This window comes from Streptomyces sp. NPDC005281, assembly GCF_040607495.1.
Lineage (GTDB): Bacteria > Actinomycetota > Actinomycetes > Streptomycetales > Streptomycetaceae > Streptomyces.
In genome coordinates this window covers 51,941-68,106 of the sequence record NZ_JBEXGX010000041.1, presented here as the reverse complement: position 1 = coordinate 68,106, position 16,166 = coordinate 51,941, and the positions used below count along the sequence as shown (strand labels likewise).

The 16,166-nt window shown below is 71.4% G+C and carries 14 protein-coding genes and 1 pseudogene; 7 read left to right on the top strand and 8 right to left on the bottom strand.

Features of this window, described 5'->3' with window-relative positions:
• Positions 1–325: 325 nt before the first annotated feature.
• Positions 326–1,069: pseudogene (locus ABZV42_RS37045) on the bottom strand (ATP-binding cassette domain-containing protein); the annotation flags it as partial.
• An 80-nt stretch (positions 1,070–1,149) separates the two neighbouring features.
• Here ABZV42_RS37045 and ABZV42_RS37040 point away from each other — a divergent pair.
• The 4 genes from ABZV42_RS37040 to ABZV42_RS37025 all read left to right on the top strand — a co-directional run bounded on the left by ABZV42_RS37040 (position 1,150) and on the right by ABZV42_RS37025 (position 6,215).
• Positions 1,150–1,791 (top strand): TetR family transcriptional regulator, encoded by a 642-nt coding sequence (locus tag ABZV42_RS37040; protein WP_356055863.1) that lies wholly within the window; start codon positions 1,150–1,152, stop codon positions 1,789–1,791.
• A 244-nt stretch (positions 1,792–2,035) separates the two neighbouring features.
• Positions 2,036–2,884: a 3-hydroxyacyl-CoA dehydrogenase family protein gene (locus ABZV42_RS37035; RefSeq protein ID WP_355981581.1), complete on the top strand. Its 849-nt coding sequence runs from the start codon at positions 2,036–2,038 to the stop codon at positions 2,882–2,884.
• 209 nt (positions 2,885–3,093) lie between these two features.
• Complete coding sequence (locus tag ABZV42_RS37030) at positions 3,094–3,417, top strand: STAS domain-containing protein (protein WP_261707178.1); 324 nt, start codon at positions 3,094–3,096, stop codon at positions 3,415–3,417.
• A 269-nt stretch (positions 3,418–3,686) separates the two neighbouring features.
• The gene (locus tag ABZV42_RS37025; RefSeq protein WP_356055861.1) at positions 3,687–6,215 is read left to right on the top strand and encodes an ATP-binding protein; all 2,529 of its coding nucleotides are present in this window, start codon (positions 3,687–3,689) and stop codon (positions 6,213–6,215) included.
• A gap of 96 nt (positions 6,216–6,311) precedes the next feature.
• Here ABZV42_RS37025 and nucS read toward each other — a convergent pair whose 3' ends face one another.
• Positions 6,312–6,983, bottom strand: a complete 672-nt coding sequence (gene nucS / locus ABZV42_RS37020; RefSeq protein WP_355981587.1) for an endonuclease NucS — start codon at positions 6,981–6,983, stop codon at positions 6,312–6,314.
• Positions 6,984–7,347: 364 nt separating this feature from the next.
• On the opposite strand from nucS, the gene ABZV42_RS37015 reads away from it, so the two are divergent.
• Complete coding sequence (locus tag ABZV42_RS37015; RefSeq protein WP_266762851.1) at positions 7,348–7,740, top strand: SCO5389 family protein; 393 nt, start codon at positions 7,348–7,350, stop codon at positions 7,738–7,740.
• 104 nt (positions 7,741–7,844) lie between these two features.
• Here ABZV42_RS37015 and ABZV42_RS37010 read toward each other — a convergent pair whose 3' ends face one another.
• Positions 7,845–8,873, bottom strand: coding sequence for an LLM class flavin-dependent oxidoreductase (locus tag ABZV42_RS37010; RefSeq protein ID WP_356055859.1), 1,029 nt, complete (start codon positions 8,871–8,873; stop codon positions 7,845–7,847).
• A gap of 243 nt (positions 8,874–9,116) precedes the next feature.
• Between ABZV42_RS37010 and ABZV42_RS37005 the strand changes: the two genes are divergently transcribed.
• Entirely contained in the window at positions 9,117–9,449 is a 333-nt protein-coding gene (locus ABZV42_RS37005) for an ATP/GTP-binding protein (RefSeq protein ID WP_355981593.1), read from the top strand.
• A 60-nt stretch (positions 9,450–9,509) separates the two neighbouring features.
• On the opposite strand, the gene ABZV42_RS37000 is transcribed toward ABZV42_RS37005, so the two are convergent.
• The 3 genes from ABZV42_RS37000 to ABZV42_RS36990 form a co-directional block, all read right to left on the bottom strand.
• Positions 9,510–10,355: an ABC transporter permease gene (locus ABZV42_RS37000; RefSeq protein WP_355981596.1), complete on the bottom strand. Its 846-nt coding sequence runs from the start codon at positions 10,353–10,355 to the stop codon at positions 9,510–9,512.
• On the bottom strand, positions 10,352–11,638 hold the full coding sequence (locus ABZV42_RS36995; RefSeq protein WP_355981598.1) for an ABC transporter ATP-binding protein: 1,287 nt from the start codon (positions 11,636–11,638) through the stop codon (positions 10,352–10,354). The genes ABZV42_RS37000 and ABZV42_RS36995 overlap by 4 nt, the downstream gene beginning before the upstream one ends.
• Before the next feature lie 226 nt (positions 11,639–11,864).
• Entirely contained in the window at positions 11,865–12,788 is a 924-nt protein-coding gene (locus ABZV42_RS36990) for a hypothetical protein (RefSeq protein ID WP_355981601.1), read from the bottom strand.
• A gap of 260 nt (positions 12,789–13,048) precedes the next feature.
• On the opposite strand from ABZV42_RS36990, the gene ABZV42_RS36985 reads away from it, so the two are divergent.
• The gene (locus tag ABZV42_RS36985; protein WP_355981604.1) at positions 13,049–14,215 is read left to right on the top strand and encodes a hypothetical protein; all 1,167 of its coding nucleotides are present in this window, start codon (positions 13,049–13,051) and stop codon (positions 14,213–14,215) included.
• 89 nt (positions 14,216–14,304) lie between these two features.
• Here ABZV42_RS36985 and ABZV42_RS36980 read toward each other — a convergent pair whose 3' ends face one another.
• Positions 14,305–15,072 carry an ABC transporter permease gene (locus ABZV42_RS36980; protein ID WP_355981606.1) on the bottom strand — a complete coding sequence of 256 codons (768 nt, stop codon included), beginning with the start codon at positions 15,070–15,072 and terminating at the stop codon, positions 14,305–14,307.
• Between the two features lie 2 nt (positions 15,073–15,074).
• Complete coding sequence (locus ABZV42_RS36975; RefSeq protein WP_356055857.1) at positions 15,075–16,124, bottom strand: ABC transporter ATP-binding protein; 1,050 nt, start codon at positions 16,122–16,124, stop codon at positions 15,075–15,077.
• Between the last annotated feature and the right edge of the window lie 42 nt (positions 16,125–16,166).

The following is a 16,166-nucleotide window of genomic DNA, read 5'->3' as shown; positions in this document are numbered from 1 at the left end:
GGGCAGAAGCCGTCCGTGACGGCATCCTGCCCGCTACACTCCCACCGCTCGACGTTTCCCCAGGTCAAGCCACGAAGTACTGCTGGAGTACTAGGGCCTGTCTGACAATTCGCGTCGTCGCCCGAAGGGCGGCCCGGCGGCGTCAGGTGCGTGCTCTCGGCGTGCCGGCCCCAGGCCCGTGTACTGGATGTACTCGGGCCTGGGGCCGGTGCGGCGAGTGGGGGTGCCCCCTGCTCGAAGAGCTTGGGGGAGCGTGCATGGCGTCGCAGGGCAGACGGGAATTGTCAGACAGTCCCTGGGGGGTGGTTCCGGCGGCTTTGGGGCGGCGGCCGGTGATGGCGAGGAACGTGTCCTGGAGGGTCGCGTCGAGGGAGCCGCCGTGGGCCAGCTTCAGGGCGCCGGGCGTGCCGTCGGCGACCACCACGCCCCGGTCGACGATCACGAGCCGGTCGGCGAGCGCGTCCGCCTCGTCCAGGTGGTGGGTGGTCAGGAAGACCGTGGTGCCGTGCGTGTCGCGCAGCCGGCGGACGAGATCCCAGAGGCCGGCGCGGCCGGCGGGGTCGAGGCCGGTCGTCGGTTCGTCGAGGAAGAGGACCCGGGGCCGGTGGGTGAGGCCGAGCGCGATGTCGAGGCGCCTCCGCCTGCCCCCGGAGAGCACGGCCGTCCTGCGGTCGAGCACCTCGGTGAGGCCGAGTTCGTCCGCCAGTTCCTCGGCCCGCTCGGCCGCCCGCGCTTTCGGCAGGCGGTACAGCCGCCCCTGGGTGACGAGCTCCTCCCGCACCGTCACCTGCGGGTCGACCCCGCCCGACTGGGCCACGTAGCCGCAGGCGCGGCGCACGCCGGCCGGGTCGCCGGCCAGGTCGCAGCCGGCGACGGTGGCCGCGCCGCCGGTGGGCGTGAGCAGGGTGGTGAGCATCCGGAGAGTGGTGGTCTTGCCCGCGCCGTTCGGGCCGAGGAGGCCGAGGATCTCGCCCCGGCGCACCGTGAGATCGACGCCCCGCACCGCCTCCACCGGTCCCTGCTTGGTCCGGAAGGTACGGGCCGGACCTGCCGTGCTGATGATTGCCATGCGCCCAGAAAAACAGAGTCCCTGTAATTTTGCAATGACTCCAAAAATTCAGAAGGTCCAGCGAAAGCTACGATGCGGACATGGCCGAGGGACTCAGAGAGCGGAAGAAGCGGCAGACCAGGCAGTACATCTCCGATGTCGCCACGGGTCTGTTCCTGGAGCGCGGCTTCGATGCGGTGACGGTCGCGGAGATCGCGGACGCCGCGAACGTCTCCGTGAACACCGTCTACAACTACTTCCCGGCCAAGGAGGACCTCTTCCTCGACCGCTCCGCGGGCGTCGCCGACCGGCTCGCCCCCTGGGTGCGCGGCCGCGCGAAGGGCGAGTCGGCCGCCGCCGCCGTCCTGCGCGAACTGCGCGAGGAGGTCGAGGCGGTCTCTCCCCGGCTCGGCCTGATGGCGGGTTACGCCCGATTCATGCAGGTCGTCCACGAGGCTCCCGCGCTCCGCTCGCGGCTGTGGGCGCTGGGCCAGGACATCCTCGTCAACCTGGAGGAGTCGCTGCGCGAGGAGAGCGGTGCGCCGCCCGGGGACCCGCTGCCCGGTCTCGTCGCGGGTCAGATCAACTGGGTGCACCAGACCGTCGTGTCGGCCATCGGCAGCGAGATGATGGCCGGCCGCGATCCGGACGAAGTGTCACGGGAGATGCTCGTGCTCCTCGACGACATGGAGGAGCTGCTGAGCGCGAAGGTCCTCAACTACGCCGTACGAGCGGCCGGATGACCTGTGGCCCCGCGACGGCTGCCCGGCCGGACGTGCCGGGTGTCTCCCGCGGGGCCCCGCGGCGGCCGTCGGACCGGACGTGCCCGGGGCCTCCCGCCCGGCCCGGCGACGACCCGGGACCGGACGTGACCGGCGTCTCACGCCCTGAGACCGTGACACGCGTTACTTACGGGTTTCCCACCCCCTTCCGAACGCTACTCTCCGCCGAAGAGGCATACACAAGCAGCGTGTTAAGGGAGTCTGAGTGGCTGGGAAGCTCGCCGTCATCGGAGCCGGACTCATGGGGTCCGGCATTGCCCAGGTCTCCGCGCAGGCGGGCTGGGACGTCGTTCTGCGCGATGTCACCGACGAGGCGCTGAACCGCGGTCTCGACGGCATCAGGGCCTCGTACGACAGGTTCGTGAGCAAGGGCAAGCTGGAAGCGGCCGACGCGGACGCCGCGCTCGCGCGCATCACGGCGACCACGGACCTGGACGCGGCCGCCGACGCGGACATCGTCGTCGAGGCGGTCTTCGAGAAGCTCGAGGTCAAGCACGAGATCTTCCAGGCCCTGGACAAGATCGTCCGCCCCGACACCGTGCTCGCCTCCAACACCTCCGCGATCCCGATCACCAAGATCGCGGCGGCCACGGAGCGCCCGGAGCGCGTCGTCGGTGTGCACTTCTTCTCGCCGGTGCCGATGATGCAGCTCGTCGAGCTGGTCCGCGGCTACAAGACGAGCGACGAAACGCTCGCCGCCGCGCGGGAGTTCAGCGAGTCCGTCGGCAAGACCTGCATCGTCGTCAATCGCGACGTCGCCGGTTTCGTGACCACCCGCCTCATCTCGGCCCTCGTCGTCGAGGCGACGAAGCTGTACGAGTCGGGCGTGGCCACCGCCGAGGACATCGACCTCGCCTGCCGGCTGGGCTTCGGCCACGCCATGGGCCCGCTGGCCACGGCCGACCTCACGGGCGTCGACATCCTGCTGCACGCCACCGGCAACATCTACACCGAGACCCAGGACGAGAAGTTCGCGCCGCCGGAACTGATGCGCCGGATGGTTGACGCCGGTGACATCGGGCGCAAGAGCGGGCAGGGCTTCTACAAGCACTGAATGATCATGCGGCGGCCGGGATCCGGTCGCCGCATGTGCCACGGACACCGTGAACACCTCGTGGATGTCACTCCATGAGGTGAATTCGGTATCGGTTCGCTTACAGACGGCAACCTGCGCGGCCCTCAGGCAGTCAGACCATGCACAACATGCAGACGCGAAGACGCAGACACACGCGGAGTTACGAGACGCATTCTCGGGGAGCGCATATGTACATCAGGGGCGACCACGCCGAGCTGGTCGTCGGGGGCCGCCTCGACGTGCGCAGCGCGGCGGACGCCCGTACGGTCCTGCACTCGGCCGTCGACGACGGAGCCGGCGACCTCGTGCTGGATCTGTCCGAGCTGGACTCCTGGGACGCCACCGGCCTCGGTGTCATCATGGGGGCCCACCGACGGGCCGGGCGGTGCGGCCGACGGCTCGTACTGCGTGGGGTGCCGCCGCAGATGCAGCGCCTCCTGGTGGCCACCCGGCTGCACCGGATCCTGGCGATCGAGGGTGGCATCGGGGTCGAGTCCCTGCCCCGGGTGTGAGCCGGGCGCGCGCCCGTGCCGCTCCGCGTGCGCGACGGCGCACGTGCCCTGACCGGCGCACCGAGCGTGCCACGTGCACAATCCTCACGAAGCTGTGACTGTTCGGACGGCGCGGTACCCCGCCTGTTCGTAGATACTGTGCGAAGGTTTAGGGTTCGGCTGCCCGCCGACCGAAACCCTACGAGCGGGCACCGGACCAGAAGCGACGAAGCGGTGTGCAGCCAGGCCGGGAGGGCATCGGCATTCGACGCTTGTGGGGGGCTTGGAACATGGACCCGATCGACCGGGGCTCCGAGGAGTACGGCCAGGACGACGACGGCCAGGCGACCCGCCCGCGCCCGTCACGCGACCCGCTCGCGGCCGACCTCGGACAGCACAAACCCGCGCCCGTCCGCACGGCCAGGCTTGTCACGGGCGAATTCGCGCTCACCGTCAACCCCGTCGACGGCAGCGAGATCGAGAACTGCCCGCCGCACGAGCGGCCGAAGCCGCCGGCCAAGCGCGGGGCCGCCGAACGCGCCGAACTGGCCCGCGCGGCCCAGCCGCCCGTACCGCCCGGCCCGGCGCAGCCCCGGCTGCCGCTTCTCGAACGCCAAGAGGAGCGCGAACAGCTCGTACGCCTCCTCGCGCGCGGACGCTCGGTACGGCTCACCGGCCCCTCGGGATCGGGCCGCACCGTCCTCCTGGACGCCGTCGCCGACGACTGCGCGGACCTCGCCCCCGACGGCGTCGTCCGCCTCTCCGGCTACGGACGCACCGCGAGCGACGTGCTGCACGACCTCTTCGCCACCGTCTACGAAGCCCCTCAGTACCGCCCGGACCACGACGAACTGCTTCTGCTCGTCCGCGAGATCGGCGCGGTCGTCGTCCTCGACGACGCGGAGATCGGGGGCAGCGCCCTCGACAGGCTGCTCGACGCGACTCCCGAGTGCGCCTTCGCGATCGCGGCCACCCCCGACATACCGGCCCCGTCGGCCGACGCCGAGGTCGAGGAGATCCTCCTCGGCGGCCTCGACCGCAGCGGCGGACTCGAACTGCTGGAGCGCGCCGTCGGACGCGTCCTGAGCGAGGACGAGTCGAACTGGGCGGGCGACCTCTGGTTCGAGTCCGAGGGACTGCCCCTGCGCTTCATACAGGCCGGAGCGCTGCTGAGGCAGCGCGACCGGCTCCAGGCCCGGGAAGAGGCCTTCGACGACTACGGGGTCTTCCAGCAGGCCCCGGCCGACACGCCCTTGGAGACCGGCGACGGCGCCGACGTGCCGCTGCCCTCCCTCGCCGAGGGCGCCGCGCCCGCCGCGCTGCTCGCCTCCCGCCTCACCGAGTCGGCGCGCGCCACCCTGCGTCTCGCCGTCTCGCTCGGCGGTGAGGTGCCCCACCAGGCCCATCTGCCCGCGCTCGTGGGCGACACCCACGCCGACGCCGCGCTCTCCGAGCTCGCGGCCTCCGCGCTGGTCTCCCCGGTCGGCCCCCGCTACCGGCTCGCCGCCGGGGTGCAGGCCCAGCTGGAGGTCTCCGGATACGCGGACACGCTCCAGGAGAGCGCGCTGGCCGCCGCCCGGCACTACGCCTGGTGGGCAGGGCACCCCTCGGTCACCCCGGAGCGGGTCTGCGCCGAGGCCGACGCGGTGCTCGCCGCCCTCGACGTGCTCGTACCGGTCACCACCGCCCCGCTGGACGAGAACGACGAGAGCGTCTCCGTCCGGCTCGCCCGCACGGCGGCGCCCGCCTTCGCCTCGGGGCTCCACTGGAGCGCCTGGGAACGCGTCCTGCGTCTCGGTGTCGAGGCCTCCGAGCTGGCCGGCGACGTCGCGGAACAGGCCTACTTCCACCACGAGTTGGGTGTCCTCGCGCTCTGCGGCCGCCAGCTGGACCGGGCCCGCGCCGAGCTGGAGGCCTCCGTCGCCATGCGCGGCGAGCTCGCCGACAAGCGCGGCATCACGGCCGGCCGCCGCGCCCTCGCGCTGATCACCGACCGCTCAGGAACCCTTCAGCTCACCGGCGGGCGCACTCCGGCGGGCGAAGCGGTGCCCGACGCGCGTCACGACGAGTCGATGTCGCCCCCCGGCGGCGTTCCGGCCGGATACGCGGCCACCGACCCGTCGGGCGAAACGGTGGTGCTCGCCCATCCGGGCGGCCCCGGCATTCCCGCGGCCGGGCCGCGGAGCGTCGCGGGGAGGCTGGTCGCCGGTACCCGGCGCAACCTGGTGGCCGTCGGCGCGGGAGCGCTCCTCGTCGCCGTCCTCGGGACCGTGGTGACCCTCGGCGCGACCTCGGACCACAACGACGACACCCCGTCCGGGAAGGTCGGCGGCAACCCGTCGGCGACCCAGGACGCCCAGGACGACAGCCTGGGGGCGGACACGCCGAAGAAGGGCGACGACTCCTCTCCGAGCGCCGTGGCCAAGCCCACCGACCCGGGCCCCGACGGCACGTACGGCACCACGGACGACCCGACACCCTCGGCCACGGCGAGCCGCCGGCCGACCGGCGAACCGAGCGGGACGCGCGCCGGCACGAGCGGGCCCTCGAAGTCGCCGTCCCCGTCGACGTCGAAGCGGCCCACGCACCGGCCGTCGCCGACCCCCAAGCCGTCTAGCCCCTCGCCGTCGGAGTCCTCCACGAGCCCGTCGCCGTCCGCATCACCGTCGGTCAGTTCGTCGTCGAGCCCGGCCACCTCGGACTCCGCGAGCGGCCCCGTGCCGAGCGGCTCGCCGCACACCACGGCCGCGGCGCCGGACGGCAGCGCGGCCGCCGGCACCGGCTCCGCCACGGCGTCGCCGAGCGGCACGGTGATCTGACCGTACGGTCCGCGCGTACGGCCGGACCGCAGGGAACAAGGGAGAGGGCCGGGTCCGATGGCGGACCCGGCCCTCTGCCGCAAGGGAACGCGGGGATCAGAACAACCGCAGTTTGTCGTCCTCGATGCCGCGCAGGGCGTCGTAGTCCAGGACCGTGCAGCCGATGCCGCGGTCGGTGGCGAGGACGCGGGCCTGGGGCTTGATCTCCTGGGCGGCGAAGACGCCGCGGACCGGCGCGAGGTGCGGATCGCGGTTCAACAGCTCCAGGTAGCGCGTGAGTTGCTCCACGCCGTCGATCTCGCCGCGGCGCTTGATCTCCACGGCGACGGTCCGCCCCTCGGCGTCCCGGCACAGGATGTCGACCGGGCCGATGGCCGTCATGTACTCACGGCGGATGAGCGAGTAGCCCTCGCCGAGGGTCTCGATGCGGTCGGCGAGCAGCTCCTGGAGGTGCGCTTCCACGCCGTCCTTGATCAGGCCGGGGTCCACGCCGAGTTCGTGCGAGGAGTCGTGGAGGATCTCCTCCATCGTGATGATGAGCTTCTCGCCCGCCTTGTTGATGACGGTCCAGGTGCCTTCGTCGTCGCCTGACCCCTCCTTCAGTGTGCAGGGCGGCGACATCCAGTTGAGGGGCTTGTAGGCCCGGTCGTCCGCGTGGATGGAGACGCTGCCGTCCGCCTTCACGAGGATCAGGCGGGGAGCCGACGGGAGATGGGCGGTGAGCCGGCCCGCGTAGTCCACGGAACAGCGGGCAATGACGAGACGCATGGTCGGCAACGCTACTCGACCGGCGGTGGTGCACGCGATTCTCGTGCCGGGCCCGCATCCTCCGCCCGGGCGGGGCCTTGACGAGGAACCAGCGGTTCGCCCCATTTGCCCCCACGGCTTCCGTCGCCCGGCCCGGCCGGCGTTTCCGCGGGTCACCCCATTGATCCTGAAGATCCCCTGTTCCGCCGTGGCCGATTGTCGGCCTACCGGGAGTTCGCTATGTGCCCATTCTCCTGGTGCCGTCACCTGCCGATGCTTACCGTATGAACGGGAGGTCGCGATGCATGTACTCAGCGTGTTCGATATCGCGACCCCCGTCCCTGTCCGGCAACCCCCGAGGTATGGGGGTGCGAGAGGAGTACCCATGTCGCTCGACGTCTCACCGGCCCTACTCCAACAGGCCGAGCGAGGCGAGGTCGATGAAGCTGAATTCGTCGACTGCGTCCGGACCTCCCTGCCCTACGCGTGGGAGATGATCAGCTCCCTGGTGGCCCAGCTGAAGGTGGACGGCGGCAACTTCGCCGACAACCAGACGCCTCCGCCGGACGAGCAGGCACGTGGCCAGCTGCTGCGTGCGCTCGCGAGTGACGCGATACGCGGCGCGCTGCAGCGGCACTTCGGAGTGCGGCTGGCCTTCCAGAACTGCCACCGGGTGGCGGTGTTCCCACTGGACGACTCGGTGGACGACACGCTGGCACGCTTCACCTCGGTCCGCAGTCAGCTGCTCAACCAGTCCCCGGAGTTCAGGGACTGCTGACGCACTGATGCCGCATTGCTTGCCGCTCCGTACGCGGGAGGTGCATTGGTACTGGGGCGGCAAGCTCCCCGTGTGTCCGGCCCGCCGGGCCGGACCTCGTACGGTCACCTGAGCTGGGGCAGCACCTCGGCCCCGAGCCGCCGTACGTTCTCCTCGGTCGCCGCCAGGTCGCCCGAACCCTCCACGAGCAGGGCGAAGCGTGCGATGCCGGTCCGTTCCGAGGTCGCCGCGAGCCGGTCGGCGCACAGCCGTGGGGTGCCCACCGGGTGCAGCCCGCAGAGCAGTTCGGTGTACGCCACCGGGTCCCGCATCGAGCGGGCGCGGCCGTCGACCGTCACATGGGCGTCCAGGCCCTGCTTCAGCCAGCCCGGCATCGCCTTGACGAGCGTCTCGACGGCGTCGGTGCGGCGGTCCGCGATCTGGCAGACGCCCGCGGAGACATGGGCGGCCGTGAGGATCTCCTCCGTCGGGCGGCCCGCCGTGCGCGCGTGCCGCCTCCACAGCGCGACCATTTCGGCCTTCTCCTCGTCCCCGATGTGCATGCCCAGAAGCATCGGCAGCCCGCGCTCGGCAGCGAGCCGGACGCTCGCGGGCGAGGTGCACGCCACGACGACCTCGGGGCCCGGAGCGCCGCACAGTGCCTCCGACGGGCGTGGTACGACGGGGACTTCACGGAACGGGAACCGCTCGGAGGTGCCGGCGACGGTCGGGTCGCGGAGCCAGCGGATCAGCAGATCGAGTGACTCAGGGAACCCGTGTTCGTACGCTGCGAGGCCCGCCCCGAAGACCTCCAGGTCGACCCAGGGGCCCCCGCGGCCCACCCCCAGCGAGAACCGCCCGCCGGACGTCAGATGCAGCAGGGCCGCCTGTTCGCCGAGGGCGACGGGATGGACGGTGGGCAGCACGCTGACCGCCGTGCCGACCCGGATCCGGTCGGTGCGGCCGAGCAGATACGCGGCGAGTGTGATGGCCGACGGGCATGTCCCGTACGGTACGAAATGGTGTTCGGCCAGCCAGACCGCGTCGAGCCCGGCCTCCTCGGCGACCTCGGCCGACCGCACCGCGCGGTGCAGGGCCTCTCCCTGGCCCTGGCCAGGGAACTGGGCGGCCAGTACAAAGCTTCCAACGTGCATCGAACTTCCTGCTTCCTCGGCTCCGACACGGAGCTCCCCCACCCGGCATAACCGCCTGACACGTGCCGAAGACACGGCCTTGCGGAGGGATTTGCGGATTGTCTGGGAATTGGGCTGTCCGAAGACCACCCGAGGATCGTCCGAAGGGGGATCTGTGCGGGTTGGCGGAGTACGCGTACCCGTGAGCGTCCCGCGTAGGCTGGAGTCGGCCCCTGCTCCCTGTATAGCTCCGTGAGGTGTCCCTTGTCCCCGCGTCGCAACCGTCCGAAGGATGCCGGCTCGTCCGGCATGAGCCCCGAGGAGGACTCGTCGGACCGTTACGGCGGCTGGCAGTCCACGGAGAGCTGGCAGGGCGACGAGTGGAGCGTGCGCCACGTGGCGGGCGCGAACACGCAGGGAAAGACCTACCGCTGTCCCGGCTGCGACCAGTTGATCCCCTCCGGGGTGCCGCACGTGGTGGCCTGGCCGGAGCACTCCGGCGTCGACGAGCGGCGGCACTGGCACAAGGCCTGCTGGAACGCGAAGGACCGCCGCACCTCGAGGGTGCAGCGGTCCCGTAACGCGCCGAGGTTCTAGGCGCCTTCGGCCGGTCGGGCTCGCGCCGTACGGCCTCGGGCCGCCGGGCGGGCGCGGGCGTCAGACGTCGCGGCGCTCCAGCAGCACGAAGGCGGCGGCGACGGCCGCAGCCGTGACCGCGGCGAGCAGGCCGAGCTGGGCGGCGCCGTTGCCGCTCTCGCTGTCCAGCCGGAAGACCCGGGCGAGCGAGCTGATGGCCGCGTACTCCTGCATCTTCTCGCCGATCGTCCGCAGGGTGTCGGACATCATCAGGAACGCGGGCAGGATCGACGGCAGCAGCACGATGCCGAGCATCGTGGTGATCGCGCCCGCCGAGTGGCGCAGCATCGATCCCACCGCGAGCGAGAGCACGCCGAGGAGCGAGACGTACAGCGCGCCCATGAAGACGGTGCCGACCCACGGGGCGTGGGCGTCGCCGCTGTGCAGGCTCGCGGTGAACAGACCGATGAGCCCGATCGAGAGCGCCGAGATGGTGAACGCGACCGCGAAGAAGATGATCAGCTTGGCGGCGAGCACCCGGTACCGCTGCGGCGAGGCCGTGAACGTCGTACGGATCATGCCCGTGCCGTACTCGGAGGAGACCACCAGCACGCCCAGCGTGAGCAGGCAGAGCTGGCCGAGCAGCAGACCGATGAACGCGGGGACCGTGAACGGGATGTCCCGGAAGTCCTCGTTGGTGGTCTGCGCGGCGACCAGGAAACCGATGCCGATCACCAGGAGCAGGAAGGTGCCGAGCGTCCACATCGTGGAGCGCACCGACTTGATCTTCGTCCACTCGGAGTTGAGCGCATGCCCGAGGTGGGTGCGGGTGACAGGGATCGGCGAGGTGTACGAAGTGCCGGGCGCAGCCTGCCAGTTGGGGGCAGCGCCGGCCTGCTGCGGCATCGGGGGCTGGGGCGTGCTCATCGGGCGTCCTCGGGCTTGGTCAGGTCGGCGGCGGGCGCGGGCGTGGATGCGGACTCGGGGACGGCCTCGGCCGCGGGAGCCGGTGCGGGCGCGGCGACGGGCGCCGGCGGTCCGGCGGGGGCCTGGGCGTACGGGTTGACGGCCGGGGCGCCGGGGGCGGCCGGAGCGCCGTACGGGCCGGGAGCGGGCGCGCCCGGGGCCGCGGGAGCACCGTGGGGCGCGGCCTGCGGCATGGCGAACGGCTGCCCGCCCTGCTGTGGCGGCAGGGGCGCGTACCAGCCGGGCTGGCCCTGGCCCGCCACCGGCATCTGCGGCGGCGGCATGGCGCCCGGCGGCAGCTGCTGCTGGAGCCCGGCCTTCTGGTCCACGGTCGAGCGGTAGTCGACGGCGCCCTGCGTCATCCGCATGTACGCCTCCTCCAGCGAGGCCTGGTGCGGCGACAGCTCCCACAGGCGGACGTCGGAGGAGTGCGCGAGGTCGCTGATGCGGGGGAGGGGCAGGCCGGTGACGCGCAGCGCGCCGTCCTGCTCGGGCAGCACCTGGCCACCGGCCTCGGTCAGCGCGGCGGTCAGCTTCTCGCGCTGCTGCGGCTCGGTGTCGGGGGTGCGCACCCGGGCGAAGTCGGCCGAGTTGTGCGAGATGAAGTCCTTGATGGTCTGGTCGGCCAGCAGCTGGCCGCGGCCGATCACGATGAGGTGGTCGGCGGTCAGCGCCATCTCGCTCATCAGGTGCGAGGAGACGAAGACCGTGCGGCCCTCCGCGGCGAGCGCCTTCATCAGGTTGCGCACCCACAGGATGCCCTCGGGGTCGAGGCCGTTGACCGGCTCGTCGAAGAGCAGCACCTGGGGGTCGCCGAGGAGCGCGGCGGCGATGCCGAGGCGCTGGCCCATGCCGAGCGAGAAGCCCTTGGAGCGCTTTCGCGCCACCTCCTGGAGACCGACGACGCCGAGCACCTCGTCCACGCGGCGGGCCGGGATGCCCGACAGCTGGGCCAGGCTCAGCAGGTGGCTGCGCGCGCTCCGGCCGCCGTGGACGGCCTTGGCGTCGAGGAGCGCGCCGACCTGACGGGGTGCGTTCGGCAGCCTGCGGTAGGGGAAACCGCCGATCGTCACCTGCCCGGAGGTCGGGTTGTCGAGGCCGAGGATCATGCGCATCGTCGTCGACTTGCCCGAGCCGTTGGGCCCGAGGAACCCGGTGACGGCACCCGGCCGGACCTGGAAGGAAAGGTTGTACACGGCTGTCTTGGCGCCGTAGCGCTTCGTCAGGCCGACTGCCTCGATCATTCTCCGCACCCATCGAAAGGTTCAGGACCTCGGGGCGCACGCCCCCGTAAGGCTTAGGAGGATATCCGGGCGCCGACGGTTCCACTCAAGGGGAAGTAAAGTCACGCCCATCGGCTGGTGAAAGATCCAGTAGAGGGCGACGTTTCGTACGGGTGTCCTGTCAGGTACCCGTCTTTCTTGATCAAGGGGAAAGGGAATTCGCGCCCGGCCCGCCGGACGGTGAATCTCAGGGGCGCTCCGGCAGGGAATCGTCGAGCGGCGGAAGGTCGTCGTACAGCCGCAGCTCGGCCGAGTCGTCGAGGTAGGGCAGGAAGTCGGTCTGCGGCAGCACCCAGCCCTCCTCGCCGAAGATCAGCGTCCCCGCCTCGCGCAGCGACCGGTCGGCGCCCGCGCGGCGCACCCAGGCCGCAGGGTCGGGCCCGAGCAGGTCCCGCAGGCGCTCGGATCCGGACAGCAGGGCGGCCAGCAGCTCGGACTGGTCGCCGCCGCCCGGGCGGGGCCGGCCGGTCTCCGGCTCGGCGAGCACACCGTGCGCGCTGAAGTAGATGTACGCCCCGCCGAGCCGTTCCCCGGACGGCATCGTCATCGTGAACGCGTCGCCGGGGAGTATCGCCCGCCGGTAGTCGGGGAACTCGGTGTCGTCGACGGCCTTGAGCTGCGTCGAGTCCAGCCAGGTGACCACGAGCGTCGTCTCCGCGCTCCGGTCCACGTACGGCGTCCCGGCCACGTAGCCCGCCGGACTGATGTGCCCGGAGCAGCCCACGCCGACTCCGCGCACCCGTACCGGGACCATCGGCACCGTCGCGGGGATGCCCAGCCGGGTCAGCTTGTGGGCGACCTGCCCGGGGGAGGCGTTCGAGCCGACGGCGATGACCGGGTGACGCAGCCCGGTGCCCACCTGGCCCAGGTCGGCCAGGGCCTCGTCCAGCCGCTGTTGCGCCTGGCGCTCCTCCACGAACCACTCGCCGAGCCGCAGCGGCCGCACGTCGAGTTGGAGCAGCTCTCCGCCGGTCAGCAGGGAGGGCTCGGTGGTGGGGCGGCCGGGGTAGGTGAGGGGCTTCTTCGCGGGCACGTCGCTCAGGCCCAGTGCCTCGAGGCTTCGGTCCTTCGTCGTCACGGTGACGCCCTCCGGGGGTGGTGTCGCGCGCATGCGGGCACAGCCTTTCACGCGAGATGAACCTGGGCCTTCACCCGAGATGTACCCGGCGTGGGCCCCGGTCTCCCCGGCGGAGCGCGGTTGGCCTGAACCGGCACCGGGAATGATGTCGCCCTTATTGTATGGGTGGGGGCGAATTCGGTTACGGGGGAGGCGAGTTGAGGCTGTTGAGGCAAGGCCGGACGCGAACGGGAAGATGGGCCCGCGTATTGACGCGCGCATCGGCACGGGGATCGGCGCATCCGCAGTACCGCATGTCCGTTCGCTGGTGGATCGCGGGACGCACCGTCCACGCCCTGCTGCTGATGGCGCTCGGCGCGCTGGCCGGACTCTCGGTCGTCGTGGCGGCGGCGTGGACACTGACCGAGGACTCGCCGCGTTCGATGGCGGACCGGTTCTCGGACGGGGAGCGGCTCCTCGATCTCAGTCTGGGGGTGCTGCGGGCCTGCGTCGGCACCGACAGTCTCAACCCCGAACCCGACAGCACCGCCCATCAGCTGCTCGCCACGCTCGCCTCGGTGACCGGCGCGCTGGTGCCGGCGGTGCTGCTCGGCATCGCCCTGATCAAGCTGTTCGCGCTGCGGCCCTTCGTGTGGCGGAAGAAGGCCAGCATCTCGCACGCCTGGACCGCCGACTTCCCCGGTTACTCGCGGCGGCACGCGGACAGCGACGACGCCATCATCGCCGTCCGCTTCTACAACCGCTTCGACAATCTGTCGGTCGTCGACCTGCGGGCCCGCGCCCATCTGCGCTACCTGGAGACCTCCCCGCACGACCAGAGCCTCGTCATCTACAAGCAGTGGCTGAAGGTTCTGGACGCGCAGGGCGAGCCGGCCGACGAGCGGAGCTGGCTCGCGGTCGAGAGAGGGGCGCCCTTCACCGTCTGGATACCGGTCGAGGCGCCGGTGACCGAACTGCCGTTCCGCGAGATCCAGGGCAAGGACCTCTCCCGCTCGTCCGGGGTGAAGCTTCTCGTCCGGCTGACCGCGCGGACCGTCGGACTCGGCACCGAGGTCGCCGACGAGTGCTGGTTCGACCTGGCGGACGGGGACGCGGACGGGGACTTCGAACTCGGACGGTTCGTGCCGCTCCAGCCGGACCTCGGCAAGGACGTGTGGCAGTGGGAGGGGTGGCCCGACTTCGACGGACTGATCCACCCTTCCCCAGCCGGGGAAGCGCCTCCGGGCCTGGGCGGGGAGGAACCGCCCGACCTGGGCGGGGAGGAACCACCCGGCCCTGTCGGCGAGGAGCCGCCGGGTCAGGGAGGGGATGAGCCGTCCCCAGGTCCGGACGGCGACGAGCTTCCCGGCCCCGACGGCGAGGAGCCCCCGGACCCGGCCGGCGACGAGCCGCCTGGCCCGGGAGGGGACGAGCCCTCGTCGGGGCCTGGGAGGGGACGAGCCAGACCCCGACGGCGATGAGCCCCCCGGCCCCGACGGCGACGATCCCTCAGATCCGGACGGGGACGAACCTTCCGGCCCGGGCGGGGAACCTGCCGGAGCCGGAGTCCCTACGCGTCCCGCTTCTTGAGCAGGGCGTAGCCGCCGGCCAGTGCCACGGCCACCCACAGCAGCATGATGCCGAGGCCGCCCCAGGGGCCGTAGGGAGTGTCGTCGAGAGGTGTCACCACCCGCAGGATCCTGCTGCCGGCCTGGTCGGGGAGATAGCGGCCGACCTTCTTGGTCGCGGACACGGCGCCCAGGATGTTGGAGATCAGGAAGAAGAACGGCATCAGGATGCCGAGCGAGAGCATCGGAGAGCGCAGCATCGCCGCGACCCCCATCGAGAAGACGGCGATGAGAGTCATGTAGAGCCCCCCGCCGATCACCGCGCGCAGTACGCCGGGATCGCTGATCGACGCCCTGTGCGTGCCGAGCGCGGCCTGGCCCACGAAGAACGTGATGAAGCTGGTGATCATGCCGACGGCCAGGGCGAGGCCGGCCGCCACCGCGACCTTGCTGAACAGGAACGTGCCGCGCTGGGGGACCGCCGAGAGCGAGGTGCGGATCATGCCGGTGCTGTACTCGTTGCCGACGACGAGCACTCCGAACACGATCATCGCGAGCTGGCCGAGGGTCATGCCCGCGAAGCTGATGAACGTGGGGTCGAACGTCAGCCGGTCGCGCGGGCTCAGGTTGTCCCACTCGTTGTTGGAGAGGACCGAGATGAGCAGGCCGAGAGCGATCGTGACGACCGCCGCGAGGCTCAGCGTCCACACCGTGGACGACACGGACCGGATCTTGGTCCACTCGGACCTGAGGACCTGGGTGGCCGCCATGGTCAGCCCTTCTTCCAGTCGCCGCCCCATCGCGGGGCGGGGGGCGGGTCCGGCATGCCCTGCGCGCCCGGCATACCCTGCGCGCCCGGCATACCCTGCGCGCCCGGCATGCCCGGTGGGCCCGGCGGGATCTGCCGCCCCGGCTCGTCGGTGTGCGCGTGGTACTCCACCGACTCCGCGGTGAGCTGCATGAACGCCTCCTCCAGCGAGGCCTGCTGAGGACTCAGCTCGTGCAGCACGATCTGGTGCTGCGCGGCCAGCTCACCGATGTGCTCCGGCCTCCCGTCGTCCACCTCGAGCGCCCCGCTGCCCGTCTGCACGACGGTGATCCCCGCGCCCTTCAGCACGTTGAGCAGCCGCTCGCGCTGCGGGGAGCGGACACGGACGTACGAGCGCGAGTTCTGCTTGATGAAATCGGCCATCGAGGTGTCGGCGAGCAGCCTGCCCTGGCCGATGACGACGAGGTGGTCGGCGGTCAGCGACATCTCGCTCATGAGATGCGAGGAGACGAAGACCGTACGGCCCTGGGAGGCGAGGGACTTCATCAGGTTGCGGATCCAGTGGATGCCCTCGGGGTCCAGCCCGTTGACCGGCTCGTCGAACATCAGGATCCGCGGGTCGCCCAGCAGCGCTCCCGCGATGCCGAGCCGCTGGCCCATGCCCAGCGAGAACCCCTTCGCCTTCTTCCGCGCGACCGCGGTGAGGCCGACGGTGTCCAGGACCTCGTGCACCCGCGCCCTCGGGATGCCGTTGCTCTGGGCGAGGCAGAGCAGATGGTTGAAGGCGCTGCGGCCACCGTGCATGGCCTGGGCGTCCAGCAGGGCGCCGATGTACTTCAGCGGGTCCTTGAGATGGTCGTAGTGCTGCCCGTCGATCCGTACGTCGCCCGTGGTGGGACGGTCGAGGCCGAGCATCATCCGCATCGTCGTGGACTTGCCGGCGCCGTTGGGCCCGAGGAAGCCGGTCACGATGCCCGGCCTGACGGTGAAGGTGAGGTTGTTGACCGCCACCTTCTCGCCGTACCGCTTCGTCAGCCCCTCGAGCTCGATCATGCGGCCACGCTAGAACGGCCCTTGGGGGCCTGCCACCCGACG